This is a genomic window from Ancylobacter dichloromethanicus (assembly GCF_018390645.1).
Classification (GTDB): Bacteria; Pseudomonadota; Alphaproteobacteria; order Rhizobiales; family Xanthobacteraceae; genus Ancylobacter; species Ancylobacter dichloromethanicus.
In genome coordinates, this window is the sequence record NZ_JAHBGC010000038.1 from 88,266 (window position 1) to 103,844 (window position 15,579).

13 protein-coding genes are annotated in these 15,579 nt (G+C 69.1%); 6 read left to right on the forward strand and 7 right to left on the reverse strand.

The window, feature by feature from the left end; translation table 11 throughout:
- Nucleotides 1–156: 156 nt before the first annotated feature.
- Nucleotides 157–1,173 carry a tetratricopeptide repeat protein gene (locus KHC23_RS16715; RefSeq protein WP_213373886.1) on the reverse strand — a complete coding sequence of 339 codons (1,017 nt, stop codon included), beginning with the start codon at nt 1,171–1,173 and terminating at the stop codon, nt 157–159.
- Nucleotides 1,173–1,832 (reverse strand): thiamine phosphate synthase, encoded by a 660-nt coding sequence (locus tag KHC23_RS16720; RefSeq protein ID WP_213373888.1) that lies wholly within the window; start codon nt 1,830–1,832, stop codon nt 1,173–1,175. Before KHC23_RS16720 ends, KHC23_RS16715 begins: the two co-directional genes overlap by 1 nt.
- Nucleotides 1,833–2,139: 307 nt before the next feature.
- Here KHC23_RS16720 and KHC23_RS16725 point away from each other — a divergent pair, with 307 nt between their 5' ends.
- On the forward strand, nt 2,140–4,641 hold the full coding sequence (locus KHC23_RS16725) for a carbohydrate-binding family V/XII (RefSeq protein ID WP_213373889.1): 2,502 nt from the start codon (nt 2,140–2,142) through the stop codon (nt 4,639–4,641).
- A gap of 81 nt (nt 4,642–4,722) precedes the next feature.
- Here the strand turns inward: KHC23_RS16725 and pstB are convergent, their stop codons facing one another.
- The 5 genes from pstB to tkt all read right to left on the reverse strand — a co-directional run bounded on the left by pstB (nt 4,723) and on the right by tkt (nt 11,321).
- A complete protein-coding gene (pstB, locus tag KHC23_RS16730) occupies nt 4,723–5,484 on the reverse strand; it encodes a phosphate ABC transporter ATP-binding protein PstB (RefSeq protein ID WP_213374478.1) in 762 nt (253 codons plus the stop codon).
- 245 nt (nt 5,485–5,729) lie between these two features.
- A complete protein-coding gene (locus tag KHC23_RS16735; RefSeq protein ID WP_213373890.1) occupies nt 5,730–6,752 on the reverse strand; it encodes a class I fructose-bisphosphate aldolase in 1,023 nt (340 codons plus the stop codon).
- Nucleotides 6,753–6,881: 129 nt separating this feature from the next.
- The gene (locus KHC23_RS16740) at nt 6,882–8,081 is read right to left on the reverse strand and encodes a phosphoglycerate kinase (RefSeq protein ID WP_213373891.1); all 1,200 of its coding nucleotides are present in this window, start codon (nt 8,079–8,081) and stop codon (nt 6,882–6,884) included.
- Between the two features lie 79 nt (nt 8,082–8,160).
- On the reverse strand, nt 8,161–9,171 hold the full coding sequence (gene gap, locus KHC23_RS16745; protein WP_213373892.1) for a type I glyceraldehyde-3-phosphate dehydrogenase: 1,011 nt from the start codon (nt 9,169–9,171) through the stop codon (nt 8,161–8,163).
- 158 nt (nt 9,172–9,329) lie between these two features.
- Nucleotides 9,330–11,321 (reverse strand): transketolase, encoded by a 1,992-nt coding sequence (tkt, locus tag KHC23_RS16750; RefSeq protein WP_213373893.1) that lies wholly within the window; start codon nt 11,319–11,321, stop codon nt 9,330–9,332.
- Nucleotides 11,322–11,696: 375 nt separating this feature from the next.
- Here tkt and KHC23_RS16755 point away from each other — a divergent pair, with 375 nt between their 5' ends.
- The 5 genes from KHC23_RS16755 to KHC23_RS16775 all read left to right on the forward strand — a co-directional run bounded on the left by KHC23_RS16755 (nt 11,697) and on the right by KHC23_RS16775 (nt 15,573).
- Nucleotides 11,697–11,996, forward strand: a complete 300-nt coding sequence (locus KHC23_RS16755; protein WP_213373895.1) for a DUF4164 domain-containing protein — start codon at nt 11,697–11,699, stop codon at nt 11,994–11,996.
- Nucleotides 11,997–12,006: 10 nt separating this feature from the next.
- A complete protein-coding gene (locus tag KHC23_RS16760) occupies nt 12,007–12,390 on the forward strand; it encodes a cell division protein ZapA (RefSeq protein WP_213373897.1) in 384 nt (127 codons plus the stop codon).
- A gap of 148 nt (nt 12,391–12,538) precedes the next feature.
- The gene (locus KHC23_RS16765; protein WP_213373899.1) at nt 12,539–13,327 is read left to right on the forward strand and encodes an inositol monophosphatase family protein; all 789 of its coding nucleotides are present in this window, start codon (nt 12,539–12,541) and stop codon (nt 13,325–13,327) included.
- Nucleotides 13,328–13,468: 141 nt separating this feature from the next.
- On the forward strand, nt 13,469–14,539 hold the full coding sequence (locus KHC23_RS16770) for a flagellar motor protein MotA (protein ID WP_213373901.1): 1,071 nt from the start codon (nt 13,469–13,471) through the stop codon (nt 14,537–14,539).
- A complete protein-coding gene (locus tag KHC23_RS16775; RefSeq protein ID WP_213373903.1) occupies nt 14,539–15,573 on the forward strand; it encodes a peptidoglycan -binding protein in 1,035 nt (344 codons plus the stop codon). The genes KHC23_RS16770 and KHC23_RS16775 overlap by 1 nt, the downstream gene beginning before the upstream one ends.
- The last annotated feature ends 6 nt before the right edge of the window (nt 15,574–15,579 follow it).

The following is a 15,579-nucleotide window of genomic DNA, read 5'->3' on the forward strand; positions in this document are numbered from 1 at the left end:
ACGCCCGGCGGCATGAGCAAGGCAGGATGAGCACGGCACGTTGCGCCGGCGCGATGGGCGCGGCGCGCGGTTCGGGCGTTGCGCCGTCCTGGTCCGGCCCGAGAGACGAAGCACCATGCCGGCAATTGGGTCGTTATTTGGACCGCCGGCGCCCGGCTAATAGGCGGCGGGGGGCGCCCATGGCCTGATGAGCTTTTCCGCCTGCGCCCGCTGGTCGGGCGTGAGCCCGGCGACCAGCTTGTCCAGCATGGGGTCGTCGAGCTTCTGCGCCTTGGCGGCGAGGTGCCACCCGGCGGCGGCGATCACGTCCTTGGGAACGCCGCGCCCGGCGGAGAGGATGCGCGCATAGCGGTTCTGCGCGATGACGTTGCCCTGCAGCGCGGCCTTGCGGAACAGCGCGGCGGCGCGCTCCTCATCCTTGGGCATGCCGATGCCGTTGAACACCGCGATGGCGAGTTCGGTGGTGGCGACGTCGTTGCCGACTTCGCTGGCGCGTTGCAGCAGGCGGGCCGATTCGATCGGGTCGCGCGGCACGCCATTGCCGTCGCGATAGAGCGTCGCCAACGCATAGAGCGCGTCGGGCTGGTCGGTTTCGGCGGCGCGCTTGAACCATTCCGCGGCGATCGCCGGCTCCTTCGGCGCCACCTCGCCCTGGAGATAGACGAGGCCGAGATTGTAGGCGGCGCGGGCGCTGCCGTTTTCGCCGGCGCGACGGAAGAAGTCGACCGCCTGGTCCTTGTTCACCGCCGAGGGCGACGCCATCAGGATCGCGCCGAGGGTGAAAAGCGCATCGGCATTGCCCCTCGCCGCCGCCGCCTCGTACCATTTCTGGGCCGCCGCCGGGTCCTGGCGCACGCCATAGCCCTGGGAGAGCAGTTCCGCCGCCAGCACCATGGACGCCACGTCGCCTTCGCCGTTGGCGCGCGAAACGGCAAGGTCGAGCGCCGTCCGGAACCTGCCGCGCTGAAAGGCGGTGTAGGCCGGATCGGGGTCCTGCCCCGGCGCGGTGTTCGACGAGGCGGGCTTCGCGGTTGTCCTGGGCGCGGGGGAGGAGGCCGCCTTTCCCTGAGCGGCCGCCGCCGTCGCCAGGCCCGCGACGGCGAGACCGGCGGCGAGCAGGCCCGCGCCCAGCCGCAGGGACGCGCCTCGACCGGGGGCGCGCGGCGGGCGCATCAGGAGGCGTCTCCGGTGGCCGCCAGCCGCGCGGCCAGCGCCCGCGCACCCTCATGCGGATGCTCGAAGATCAGGCTGTCGACGGCGATGAAATCGGCGCCGGCCTCGACCAGCGCCTCGACCTCCTCCAGCGTGCGCGCATAGCCGACGCAGGGCGGCTCGAACAGTTGCGCCCACCATTGCGTGCGCTCCAGCGTCGCTTCGAAGGGCGGGCGGCGTCCCTCCGCATCGGGCTCGCCGAACATCACATAATCGGCGCCGCCTTCGGCCGCCGTCATGGCGTCGTGCTTGCTGCGCAGGCCGCCGGCACCGGCAATGCCATGCGGGTGCAGCGTCGCCGCCGCGGCCTTCAGCGCCGTGGCGCCTTCCAGATGCGCGCCGTCGGCACCCATCGCGGCAGCCAGCGCGGCGTTGCCCTCCACCAGGCCGGCGGCGCCGACGGCGTGGCAGGCGTCAAGCAGCGGCTGCAGCGTTGCCGAGGCGCTGTCCTGCCGGGTCCGCATCAGGACGGCGGCGATATCGGTCTCGCGCGCGGCCTGCCTCAGCGCCTCGGCCTGCGCCGCGACGGCGCTCTCCCCGGCGGCGGCCGGCACGAGAACATAGAGGCGGGGCACCGGGCGTGCCGGTTCGGAATTGGGTCGGGTGGAGGAACGAGCCATCAGGGAACAGTCTTGTGACGAGCCATAGGGAAGCCATCGGCGAGGATGGCGGCGAAAGCACGGCACGCGGCGCTTTCTCTAGCGCGAGCGGCCTACGGTGGTCCAGTGAGGCGCGCCAGTGGGGCGCGCGGGCGGCGGCGAGAATGCGGAGCGTTGCCATAATGCGGTAACATTTTAAGGGCGTTCTGCCCGCCCGTCCGCTTCGTGCCCGGACGGTGTCTTATCGCCGCGAACCGGCGGTGCTATTGCTTCGCGGGACCGAGATGCCCGGCCTGTCGCCGGCCGTCGCCGCCCGTATGGGGGAAACATGCGCCTTCATCCTCAGTCTCTGGCCGTCTTCGCGGCCGCCATCGCCGTCAGCATCACGCCGGCCCTCGCGCAGCAGCCGGCGGCCCCGGCGACGCAGGCCGGCGTGGCCGCCGCGCCTTCCGCCCTTCCGCCCGCGCTGGCCTGGCCGCGCAGCTTCGATCTCGGCGACAAGCTGATGCAGGTCTATCAGCCACTCATCGAGGAATGGAACGGCGACCAGCTCTCCGGCCGCGCCGCGGTCGCCATCGGGCCGAAGCCGGATACGGGTGCGTCCGGCACCGCGACGCCCTCCGCGACCGGCCCGACCTACGGCCTCGCCCGCTTCACCGCACGGGTCGTGGTCGACAAGCCCTCGAGGCTGGCGCAGCTCAGCAATATCCACATCACCTCGGTCGAGGTGCCGACCGATACGTCGCAGGACGCGGTACTGCTGAGCGCGCTGCAGTCGCGCATCTCGCCGCAGGGCATGACCGTCGCCCTCGACCATCTGATGACCAGCTACGCGGCCACCAAGCAGCTCGACAAGGAAATGACCCAGCCGGTGGAGAACACGCCGCCGCGCATCGTCTTCGCCGACACGCCGACCCTGCTGGTGCTGGTCGCCGGCAAGCCGGTGCCGCGCCCGATCGACGGGGTGCAGGGCTTCCAGCGCATCGTCAACACCCAGCCGCTGATGCTGGTCGACAGCGCCGGGCTCTATCACCTGCAGGCCTCGGGAACCTGGTATCAGGCGCCCGCGGTCGAGGGGCCGTGGACCGTCACCGCGCAGCCCGACCCCACGCTGGAGGCAGCAGGCAGCACCGCGACCTATGAGGAGCCGGCGCAGACCATGCTGCCGGCCAACGGCCAGAAGCCGGCCAGCCCGCCGGCGATCATCGTCTCCACCACCCCGACCGAACTGGTCATCACCGCCGGCGCGCCGCAGATGACGCCGGTGGGCGGCACCTCGCTGCTGCGCGTGAGCAACGCCGACCACGCGATTCTGCTCGATCCCGACAGCAACCAGTACTATGTGCTGATCTCCGGCCGCTGGTTCCGCGCCGCCGGCTTCAAGGGGCCATGGAGCTTCGTTCCCGGCACCAGCCTGCCGGCCGGCTTCGCCAAGATCGCGCCGACCGATCCTGCGTCCAACGCGCTGGTCTCGGTGCCCGGCACGCCGCAGGCCAAGGAGGCGGCGATCGCCGCCACCGTGCCGCAGACCGCCTCGATCAAGCGCGACACCCAGCTGACGATCAAATATGACGGCGGCGCGCCCAAGTTCGAGGCGATCAAGGGCACCATCCTGTCCTATGCGGTGAACACCCGCACCCCGGTGATCCAGCTCGATCCGGCGCGCTACTACGCGCTGTTCCAGGGTGCCTGGTTCGTCTCGGCGACGCCGACCGGCCCGTGGCTGGTCACCGACGTGGTGCCGGACGCGATCTACACCATCCCGGTATCCTCGCCGCTCCATTACGTCACCTATGTGCGGGTCTATGCCTCGACCGCGGACGTGGTGACCGTCGGCTACACACCCGGCTATATGGGCGTGGTGATCGAGCCTGGCGGTACGGTGGTCTACGGCACCGGCTACAATTGCGTCGGCTATATCGGCGCCTACTGGTATGGCTGCCCGGCGACCTATGGCTATGACGCGGCCTTCGCCTGGACCACCGGTTTCGCCTTCGGCTACGACGCCGCCTTCGGCTGGGGTGCGATGTATCCCTGGTGGGGCCCCTACTGGCGTCCGGGTCCGTGGTACGGCCCCTGGGCCGGCGTCGACATCGCCCGCACCAACATCTATGGCGCCTGGGGCGGCGCGGCGACCTGGGACCACGCCTGGGGCGTCGGCCCCTGGGGCACCGCCTGGGCCGGCAACTCGGTGCATGGCGTGACCGGCTGGGGCACCGACTTCGCCGGCCGCTCCGGCGCCGCCTTCAACCCGTGGACCGGCAATTACGCCGCCGGGCGCTCGGCCGCGTTCTTCAACCCCTATACCGGCGCCCATGGCGAGGCGCGCGCCGGCGTGGCCGGCAATGCCTATACCGGCAACGCCGTGGCGGGCCGCGAATCGGCCGGCTATAACCCGACGACCGGCATCGGCCATGCCTCGCAGACCGGCGTGGTGGACAATGACGGCCATGTCAGCGTCGACAGCCGCGGCGTGGCGGGCAATGCCAAGACCGGCAATGCCGTGGCCTGGAACAATGGTCACGTCTACACCGACCATGACGGCTCGATTCACCAGTATGACGGCAATAATGGCTGGCAGCACCAGTCCATCGACGGCTGGAAGGGCGACACCGATGCCGACCAGATCGGCCGGCTCGACCAGCAGCGCCAGTTCCAGGGCTATGGCGACCAGCGCGCCGACAGCTTCGCCCGCGCCGGCGGCTATGACGGCTTTGGCGGCGGCGACCATTTCGGTGGTTATGGCGGCGGCGGCTTCCACGGCGGTTTCGGCGGCGGCGGCGGCTTCGGCGGCGGTTTCCACGGCGGCTTTGGCGGCGGGCGCCGCTGAGCCGCGCCGGCTCGATACCGATCGCGACACCTCATCCCCGGCCGCGTGCCGGGGATTTTTGCCACGTTGCTCCAGGCGGGATCAGCCCATCCGGCCCGAGACGTAGCTCAGGGTACGCTCCTCGCGTGGCCGGGTGAACATCTGCGCCGTCGGGCCGAACTCGACCAGTTCGCCGAGATACAGGAATGCGGTGTAGTCGGCGATGCGCGCCGCCTGCTGCAGATTATGGGTGACGATGACAAGGGTGCTCACGCTCCGGAGCGCCTCCATCGTCTCCTCGATCCTGGCGGTGGAGATCGGGTCGAGCGCCGAGCACGGCTCGTCCAGCAGGATGACCTCCGGCCCCACCGCCATGGTACGGGCGAGGCACAGGCGCTGCTGCTGGCCGCCGGAGAGGCTGAGGGCGGAATGGTCGAGAATGCCGCTGACCTCCTCCCACAGTGCGGCCCGGCGCAGCGCGTCCTCCACCCGCGCGTCGAGTTGCGCGCCGGTGAGTTCCTCGTTGAGCCGCAGGCCGATGGCCACATTGTCATAGATCGACATCGGAAACGGCGAGGGCTTCTGCGTCACCATGCCGACGCGCCGGCGAAGCGTCAGCACGTCGACGTCCGGGGCGAGGATATCCTGCCCGTCGAGCAGCACCTGGCCCTCCGCATGCTGGTCCTCATAGAGGTCCGCCATACGGTTGAGAACCCGCAGCAGGGTGGACTTGCCGCAGCCGGACGGTCCGATCAGTGCCGTCACCCGGTTGGCGTGGATCGGAAACGAGATGTCGTGCAATGCCGGCTTGGAGCCGAAGCGGAAGCCGACATGGCGGAGGTCGAGCTTGACCGGGCTCGGCAAAGGTTCGCCCGCCCGCGCGGAGGCGGCGAGGCCCTGCGCTCCGAAACTGTTGGGTGGAAAGCTTGTCTTGAGATCGTGTCGCACGCGCGTCTCTCCCATGCTGTGGTGCAAGGCTAGAGGCTCGAGGCGTTCGCACCTTGCGCAAGGTCAAGATGGGGCGATATTTCGATCTGTCGAATAGAAGCCGACAAAACAAAGACGCCGCCCTGCGGCGGCGTCCCCGTTAATCCTAGAAGTCAGTCTTTTCAGGCGGCTTTCTTCTGCTCGATCTCCGGCGTCCACTGCCCCAGCGCCGCCAGATAATTCATCCTGGCGCGATGGGTGAAGGCGGCCTGCCCGGCGGCGACGTTCTCCTCCTTGCCGGACCACGCCTTCTGCGGTGCCGCCTGGAGGGCGCGGCCATAGGAGAAGGTGAGGTTCCATGGCAGCCCGCCGGCGCGGATCATGGCGTCGAGATGGGCGGTGGCCTCCTCGTCCGACTGGCCGCCGGAGAGGAAGGCCACGCTGGGAACGGCCGACGGCACGCAGTTCTTGAGGCAGCGCGCGGTCTTCTCCGCCACTTCCGCGACCGACGCCTGCTTCTGCGACTTCCGCCCGGCAATGACCATGTTCGGCTTCAGCACCATGGCTTCGAGCTTGATGTGGGCGTAGAACAGCTGCTGGAACACTTCCTTCAGCACCCATTCGGTCACGTCGTAGCAGCGGTCGATGTCGTGGTCGCCGTCCATCAGCACTTCCGGCTCGACGATCGGCACGATGCCGGCTGCCTGCGCCAACGCGGCGTAGCGCGCCAGCGCCTGCGCGTTGGCGAGGATCGAGGTGTAGCTGGGAATGTGCTGGCCGATGTCGATCACCGCCCGCCACTTGGCGAAGCGGGCGCCGAGATCGTAATATTCCTTGAAGCGCTGGCCGAGGCCGTCGAGGCCCTCGGTGATGGTCTCGCCCGGGCAGCCCGGCTGCGGCCGGGCGCCAAGGTCGACCTTGATGCCCGGGATCGAGCCCGCCGCCTCGATCAGCTTGACCAGCGGCGTGCCGTCCTTGGCATTCTGGCGGATGGTCTCGTCGAACAGGATGACGCCGGAAATGTACTGCGTCATCGCTTCGGAGCGGAACAGCATCTCGCGATAATCGCGCCGGTTCTCGAACGTGGATTCGACGCCGATGGCGTCGAAGCGCTTCTTGATGGTGCTGGCGCTCTCATCCGCCGCCAGCAGGCCCTTGCCGCCCGCCGCTAGCTTGTACGCGACCTCTTCGAGGCTTGCCGTCATTCTCTCTCTCCCGCGCGAAACTGACCGGCCGGCACCGCAGCCGGATCGAGCGCGGGGCCGGACCGATCGGATACTAGCACCGGGCGGCGCGAACCTGAATGACAGGACCGCTGGTCGCCCGGGCGCCGTTCAACGTCTCAGCGCCTCGACGCCCGGCAGGGCCTTGCCCTCCAGCCATTCGAGGAAGGCGCCGCCGGCCGTCGACACATAGGTGAAGCGCCCGGCGACCCCGGCATGGTTGAGCGCGGCCACCGTGTCGCCGCCGCCCGCCACCGACAGAAGTCCGCCGGCGTCCGTGCGTTCCGCCGCCGCTCGCGCGACCGCCACCGTCGCGGTGTCGAAGGGCGGCAGTTCGAAGGCACCGAAGGGGCCGTTCCAGACGATGGTCTTCGCGTCCTCGAGCCGGGCGACGACGTTCTCGACCGAGGCCGGGCCGGCGTCGAGCATCATCTCGTCCGGCCGGATGTCATCCACCGAGGCGACACGGTGCGCCGCATTGGCCTTGAACTCGGTGGCGGCGAGGGCGTCCACCGGGAGCACGATCTCGCAACTGGCGGCCCTGGCCTTGTCGAGGATTTCCAGCGCGGTGCCGGCCAGTTCGTGCTCGCACAGCGACTTGCCGACATTCTTGCCCTGGGCGGCGAGGAAGGTGTTGGCCATGCCGCCGCCGATCACCAGAATGTCGACCTTGGCGACGAGGTTGCCGAGCAGGTCGAGTTTGGAGGAGACCTTGGCGCCGCCGACCACGGCGAGCACCGGGCGCTGGGGTTTCTCCAGCGCCCTGGCCAGCGCCTCGATCTCTTCCTGCATGCAGCGCCCGGCAAAGGCGGGCAGCTTGTGGGCGAGGCCCTCGGTCGAGGCATGGGCGCGGTGGGCGGTGGCGAAGGCGTCGTTGACATAGAGGTCGCCGAGGCGCGCCAGCGCCGCCACGAAGTCGGGGTCGTTCTTCTCTTCGCGCTTGTCGAAGCGGGTGTTCTCCAGCAGCAGCACCTCGCCGGGCTGGAGCCTGGCCACCGCCGCCTCGGCCACCGGGCCGGTGGTGGCGGGGGCGAAGGCGACCGGCCTGCCGAGCCGGCTCGCCACTTCGCCGGCGATGGGCGCCAGCGACAGAGCCGGGTCCTCGCCCTTGGGACGGCCGAAATGGGCGAGCAGGATCACCTTGCCGCCCTTGTCGGAAATTTCGCGGATGGTCGGCAGCACGGCCTGGATGCGGGTGTCGTCGGTGACGCGGCCATTGTCGACCGGCACGTTCAGATCGACACGCACGAGCACGCGCTTATTGGCGATCTCGGCGTCGTCGAGGGTGCGAAAGGCGGAAGCCTCGCTCATGGTGTTCTCCCCTTGGATTGTTGATCCTGAATGCGAAACGGCCGGACCTCCTTGGCGGAAGGCCCGGCCGGCCGAATGTTCAGATCAGCTTTCCGAGGGCGACCGCCGTGTCGGACATGCGGTTCGAGAAACCCCATTCATTGTCGTACCAGGACAGTACCCGGACGAAATTGCCTTCCAGCACCTTGGTCTGGTCGAGATGGAAGATCGAGGAATGGGGGTCGTGGTTGAAGTCGGTGGACACGTTCGGCTGGTCGGTGACGCCGAGAATGCCCTTGAGCGGGCCGCTGGCGGCGGCGGCCTTGATCGCCTCGTTGATCTCGTCCTTCGTCACCTTCTTCCTGGCGACGAACTTGAAGTCGACCACCGAGACATTGGGCGTCGGCACCCGGATCGAGGTGCCGTCGAGCCGGCCGGCCAGCTCGGGCAGGACCAGGCCGACGGCCTTGGCGGCGCCGGTGGTGGTCGGGATCATCGACAGCGCCGCGGCGCGGGCGCGGTAGAGGTCCTTGTGCATGGTGTCCAGCGTCGGCTGGTCGCCGGTGTAGGAGTGGATCGTCGTCATGAAGCCGTGGTCGATGCCGACGGCGTCGTTCAGCACCTTGACCACCGGCGCGAGGCAATTGGTGGTGCAGGAGGCGTTGGAGACGACGAGGTGGTCCTTGGTCAGCTTGTCATGATTGACGCCGAACACCACCGTGAGGTCGGCGCCGTCCGCCGGGGCGGAGACCAGCACGCGTTTGGCGCCGGCGGCGAGATGGGCGGCGGCCTTGTCGCGGGCGGTGAAGATGCCGGTGCATTCGAGCGCCACGTCGACGCCGAGCGCCGTGTGCGGCAGTTCGGCAGGGTTGCGCACCGCCGTCACCTTGATCGGGCCGCGACCGACGTCGATCGTGTCGCCGTCGACCGTCACCGTGCCGTTGAAGCGGCCATGGACGCTGTCGAAGCGGAACAGGTGCGCGTTGGTCTCGACCGGGCCGAGGTCATTGATGGCGACGACCTCGATATCGGTACGGCCGGACTCGATGATGGCCCGCAGCACGTTGCGACCGATGCGTCCAAAGCCGTTGATGGCAACCTTGAGCGTCATGCGTTTAATCCCCAGGTAAGCTGTCTCATCACGATCCGCGCGTGGGCCTCATAGCGCGGCGGACGCTAGGACACCAGTCGCTCTTTTGACGCTGCTAGCTGGGCGCAGGGCTGGCGCATGATGTATGCGCCAGCCGCATGGCTTGTCGCCGAACGGGCTCAGCGCTTGAGGCGGCTGAGCGCGGTGGCGACCACGGCCTCGACGGTGATGCCGAAATGGGCGAACACCTCGGGCGCCGGGCCGGAGGCGCCGAAGCCGGTCATGCCGACAAAGGCGGCGTCGGAGCCGACGATCTCGTCCCAGCCCTGGCGGATCAGCGCCTCGACGGCGATCTTCACCGGCGCCTTGCCCACCACCTGGCGGCGGCTTTCCTCGGGCTGGTTCAGGAACAGCTCGAAGCAGGGCACGGAGACGACGCGGGTCGGCACGCCCTGCGCTTCCAGCTGCTCGCGCGCCTTCATCACCAGCGACACTTCCGAGCCGGAGGCAAACAGCGTCACCTGCGCCTCGTCGGACGCGCCCGCCAGTTCATAGGCGCCGCGCGCGGTGAGGCAGCGCTCGCTGTCGTCGGTGCGCAGCAGCGGCAGGTTCTGGCGGGTGAGCGCCATCACGCTGGGGCCGGTCTTGTGCTCCAGCGCGATCTTCCACGCTTCCGCCGTCTCCACCGTGTCGCAGGGGCGGAACACCAGGAGGTTCGGGATGGCGCGCAGCGCGGCGACCTGTTCCACCGGCTGGTGGGTGGGGCCGTCCTCGCCGACGCCGATCGAATCATGCGTGAAGACATAGACGACGCGCGCGCCCATCAGCGCCGCGAGGCGGATCGAGGGGCGGCAATAGTCGGAGAACACCAGGAAGGTGCCGCCATAGGGGATGAAGCCGCCATGCAGGGCGATGCCGTTCATCGCCGCCGCCATGCCGTGCTCGCGAATGCCCCAGTTGACGTAGCGGCCGTCATATTTCGGCGGCTCGACATAGACCGAGGTCGCCTTGGTCTTGGTGTTGTTGGAGTGGGTGAGGTCGGCCGAGCCGCCCACCATCTCCGGCAGCGCCGCGGTGACCGCTTCCAGCACGATCTCGGACGATTTGCGGGTGGCCACCGCCCCGCCATCGGCGCGGGCCTTGGCGATCACGCCGGCGATGGTCTCGCCGAGCTTGGAGGGCAGGTCGCCGCGCACGCGGCGCTCGAACTCGCCGCGCAGCGCGACATCGGCTTCGTTCAGCCGCTGGGTCCAGTTCTTGTGCGCCTGGCGCGAGCGCAGGCCGGCGAGGCGCCACGCGTCGAGAATGTCGCTGGGGATGACGAAGGGCTCGTATTCCCAGTTGAGGAAGGCGCGGGCGGCGGCGATCTCGGCGGCGCCGAGCGGGGCGCCGTGCACGGCATTGGTGCCGCCCTTGTTGGGCGCGCCATAGCCGATGGTGGTGTGGCAGGCGATCAGCGTCGGCCTGTCGCTGGTCTTGGCCGCTTCCAGCGCGGCCAGGATGGCGTCCGGATCATGGCCGTCGATGCGGGTGGCGTGCCAGCCCGAGGCCTCGAAGCGGGCAAGCTGGTCGGTCGCCACCGACAGCGCGGTGGAGCCGTCGATGGTGATGTGGTTGTCGTCCCACAACACGGTGAGCTTGTTCAGCTTCTGCCGGCCGGCGATCTCGATCGCCTCCTCCGAGATGCCTTCCATCAGGCAGCCGTCGCCGCAGATGACATAGGTGTGGTGGTCGACCAGATCGGTGCCGAACTGGGCGGCGAGCATGCGCTCGCCCAGCGCGAAGCCGACCGAGTTGGCGAGGCCCTGGCCGAGCGGCCCGGTGGTGGTCTCGACGCCGACCGTGTGGCCATATTCCGGATGGCCGGGCGTGCGCGAGCCGAGCTGGCGGAAATGCTTGATGTCGTCGATCGACATGCCCTCATAGCCCGTGAGGTAGAGCAGGGCATAGAGCAGCATCGAGCCGTGGCCGGCGGAGAGGATGAAGCGGTCGCGGTCCGGCCAGCGCGGGTCGGTCGGATCGAATTTCAGCACCTTGCCGAACAGGACGGTGGCGACATCCGCCATTCCCATCGGCATGCCGGGATGGCCGGAATTGGCGGCTTCGACGGCGTCCATGGCCAGTGCCCGGATGGCATTGGCCATGCGATCATGCTTCTCGCGGTTCGACATGAGGACGGATGTCTCCGAGACAGATGGGTTGGTGTGTCAAATGCGGCGACGTATCGGGGCCGCGGCCGAGCGGTGTTGCTCCAAGACTGGCCAACTCGGGCCGGCCAGTTCGGCATGCGGGCGAGGCCGGCGAGTGATAGCACCCCCGGGCGCGCTGTCAAAGACACGCCTGCGCCCCAATTGCCCGCCGCGCGCGGCCACCGAAGTTCACGACGCGCCCGGCGGCGCCATCCGGCAGGGGCGCGCAGTTGACGCTGTTCCGGCCCGCGGGCTCAATATCGCCGGAATCGTCCGGAGATGAATCGCGGGGCGATGCGTGAGAGAGCGCGTTGCCCACCTTCTTCCCGCCTTTCGGGGCAAAAGAGCGGAGATGTCATGAACGCGCCTGAGGCGGGCGAACCGACGAGCGTCCTGGAAGCCGCGCTGCGGCGCTTCGACAGCGCGGTCGATGCGCTCGAAGGCGCGATCGAGCGCCGGCTGGAAGTGGAGCGGCAGGAGGCCGCCCTCGCCCAGCAGCTTCATGTGCTCGGGGCCGACCGCTCGCGCCTCGCCGATGCCCTTGATGGTGCGCAGGCGCGGGCCGAGCGGCTCGACACCGCCAATGAGGAGGTCGCCCGCCGGCTCGGCAGCGCCATGGAAACCATCCGCGCGGTGCTCGCCGCGCACGAACGCTGAGGGGGCGGCAATGGCCTATGTGACCATCAGTATTGGCGGGCGCGCCTACCGCATGGCCTGCGACGACGGCCAGGAGGACCACCTCAGCGGCCTCGGCGAGGAAGTCGATGCGCGCATCGACCAGCTCCGCGTCGCCTTCGGCGAGATCGGCGACCAGCGTCTGAGCATCATGGCCGCCATCACCATCGCCGACGAGTTGAGCGAGGCGCGCCGGCGCATCCAGGCGCTGGAGCAGGAGGCCACCGCCGAGCGTGCCGCCCGCAGCGCCGCGACCCGCCGGCTGGACGAGACCGAAGCGCGCGTGGCGCGCGGCGTCAGCGCCGCCGCCGAGCGCCTGGAGCGGCTGACCCGCGAACTCGGCACCAGCCCCTCCAGCGGTGTCGGCATGGGCTGAAACCCTTGCGCCGGCTTGAATCCTCGCCTCTCCTTGCCGCTTCATGGCGCGGCGCGGGCGGGGGTGGCGGGCTTGACGCGGCCTGCCGCCCGGCGCACAGGAGCAGACCGTCCTATCGCCCCGCATCGCGCCTCATCTGGAATTCGCTATGATCCGTACCGCCCTGATGACCGTCATGGTCCAGGCCGTCCGCAAGGCCGGCCGCTCCCTGATCCGCGATTTCGGGGAGGTCGAGAACCTGCAGGTTTCCCTCAAGGGGCCGGCCAATTTCGTCTCCAATGCCGACCGCAAGGCCGAGCGTATCCTCCAGGACGAACTCACCAAGGCGCGGCCGAACTACGGCTTCATCATGGAGGAGGCCGGCGAGGTCGACGGGGCCGATGAGAGCCACCGCTGGATCATCGACCCGCTCGACGGCACCACCAACTTCCTGCACGGCATCCCGCTGTTCTGCGTCTCGCTGGCGCTGGCGCGCGACGGCGTGCCGGTGGCGGGCGTGATCTACAATCCCGTCACCGACGAACTCTTCATGGCCGAAAAGGGCGCCGGGGCGTTCATGAACGACCGTCGCATCCGGGTCGCGGCGCGGCGCAATCTCGCCGACAGCGTCGTCTGCTGCGGACTGCCGCATATGGGGCGCGGCGACTTCGCGCAGTTCGGCCGCGAATATGCCGCCGTCGCCCCCAAGGTGGCCGGCCTGCGCCGCACCGGAACGGCCGCGCTCGACCTCGCCTGGGTGGCGGCCGGACGCTTCGACGCCTTCTGGGAGCGCGGGCTGAGCCCGTGGGACATGGCGGCCGGAATCGTGCTGGTGCGCGAGGCCGGCGGCTATGTGTCGGACCTCGAAGGCGGCGACAAGATGCTGGCCAAGGGCGACATCATCGTCGGCAATGAGACGGTGCGGCGCGACCTGCTGACGCTGGTCGACAAGGCATAGCAAAAATAGCAGCAGCGGTAGAGAGATAACGCGCGGCCACGGCGGTGCTGCTGCGTTCCTTTTCCGTGCGTCTGTGGCATAGTCCGGCCCGAAGGGCGGTTTTTCGAGCCATCGCCGTCCTTCCAAGGGACGGCCGAGGGTATGAGCGCTACGGATTCATTTCATAAATTGTCATCGCCCCGCATCTTTCTGGTGCGGATGTTCGTCTTTATCCTGCTCTGCGTGGCGCTCGCCTCTATTCTGCACGAGCCGATCTGGCGGGCCTTTCTCAACAATCCCGGCCTTAACGGCGTCATCTTCGGCGTTCTGCTGATCGGCATCATCTTCGCCTTCCGCCAGGTGGTCCGGCTGCTGCCGGAAGTCGAATGGGTGAACAGCTTCCGCATCGCCGATCCGGGGCTGGAGGTGCGGCAGGCGCCGGTGCTGCTGGCGCCGATGGCGGCGCTGCTTGGCGACCGGATCGGGCGCATGTCGATCTCGCAGGCGACGATGCGCGGGATCCTCGAATCCATCGGCACCCGCCTCGACGAGGCCCGCGACCTGCTGCGCTACCTGACCGGCCTGCTGGTCTTCCTCGGCCTGCTCGGCACCTTCTGGGGCCTTCTGGAGACCGTAAGCTCGATCGCCGGGGTGATCGGCTCGCTTGAGGTGGGGCCGGAATCGGCCTCCGTGCTGGACACGCTGAAGACCGGCCTCGCCGCCCCGCTCGGCGGCATGGGCATCGCCTTCTCGTCCTCGCTGTTCGGTCTCGCCGGTTCGCTGGTGCTGGGCTTTCTCGATCTTCAGGCCGGGCAGGCGCAGAACCGCTTCTACATCGACCTCGAAGACTGGCTCTCGACCACGGTCGAGGACCTGGGCACCGAAGCGGCGCGCGCCCGCGGGCCGGTTCCGGTGCCCTCCCATACGGCGCCGTCCCATGTGGCGCCGGTCGGCCCGCTGCCGCTGCCGCCACCGCCGGCCCCGGCGCCGGATTTCAGCGACCTGTCGGCCGCCATCGCGCGGCTTGAGCGCACCATGACCGAGGCCGGCTCGCAGCGCGTCACCACCGCCATGGCGCATCTGGCGGAGAGTCTGCAGGGGCTGGTGCAGCACATGCGCAGCGAGCAGCAGATGGTGCGCGACTGGGTCGAGGCCCAGGCCGAGCAGCAGCGCGACATCAAGCGCCTGCTGGAGCGCATCGCCGAAACCAAGTCGGATCGCGAGAGCGCCTGATGGCACTGGGACGTTCCCGCCGTGGCGAGCGCCACATCGACTACTGGCCCGGCTTCGTCGACGCGCTGTCGACGCTGCTGCTGGTGTTCGTCTTCCTTCTGTCGGTGTTCGTGCTGGCGCAGTTCGTCCTTACCCAGGAGATCGGCACCAAGGACGACGCCATGGCGCGTCTTCAGGCGCAGATCCGCGAACTGACCGACCTGTTGGCGCTGGAGCGGGCGAACGACGCCGAGGCCGACAGCCAGATGGGCGCGCTGCGCGCCAGCCTGCTGCGGCTGGAGCAGGAGCGCGACGCGCTGCGCGAGGCGGCGACCGCCATCGCCAGTCCCGAGGAAATCGCCTCGGCCCAGAGCCGCAGCGCCGAACTCGCCCGCGAACTGGGGCAGGAGAAGGACGCCACCGCCCAGGCGGCGGCACAGATCGCCATCCTCAACCAGCAGATCGCCGCCCTGCGGCGGCAGATCGCGGCGCTGGAGCAGGCGCTGGATATTTCCGAACAGAAGGACAAGGAAAGCCAGTCCCGCCTCGCCGATCTCGGCCGGCGGCTGAATGTCGCCCTCGCCCAGCGGGTGCAGGAACTGACGCGCTACCGCTCCGAGTTCTTCGGCCGGCTGCGCGCCATTCTCGGCGACCGGCCGGATGTGCGGGTGGTGGGCGACCGCTTCGTGTTCCAGTCGGAAATCTTCTTCGACCTCGCGGCGGCACAATTGCGGCCCGACGCGCTGCCGGCGCTGGACAAACTGGCGAGCGCGCTGATCGCGCTGGAGAAGGAGATACCGGCCGACCTGCCCTGGGTGCTGCGGGTTGACGGCCACACCGACGACCGGCCGATCTCGACCCCGCTCTACCCCTCCAACTGGGAGCTTTCGGCCGCGCGCGCGATCGCGGTGGTGCAGTATCTGGCGCAGAAGGGCGTGTCGCCCCAGCATCTCGTCGCCGCCGGCTTCGGCGAATACCAGCCGATCGACCCCGGCAGCGACGACGAGGCCCGCGCCCGCAACCGCCGCATCGAGCTCAAGCTCACCGAGCGATGAGCCGAC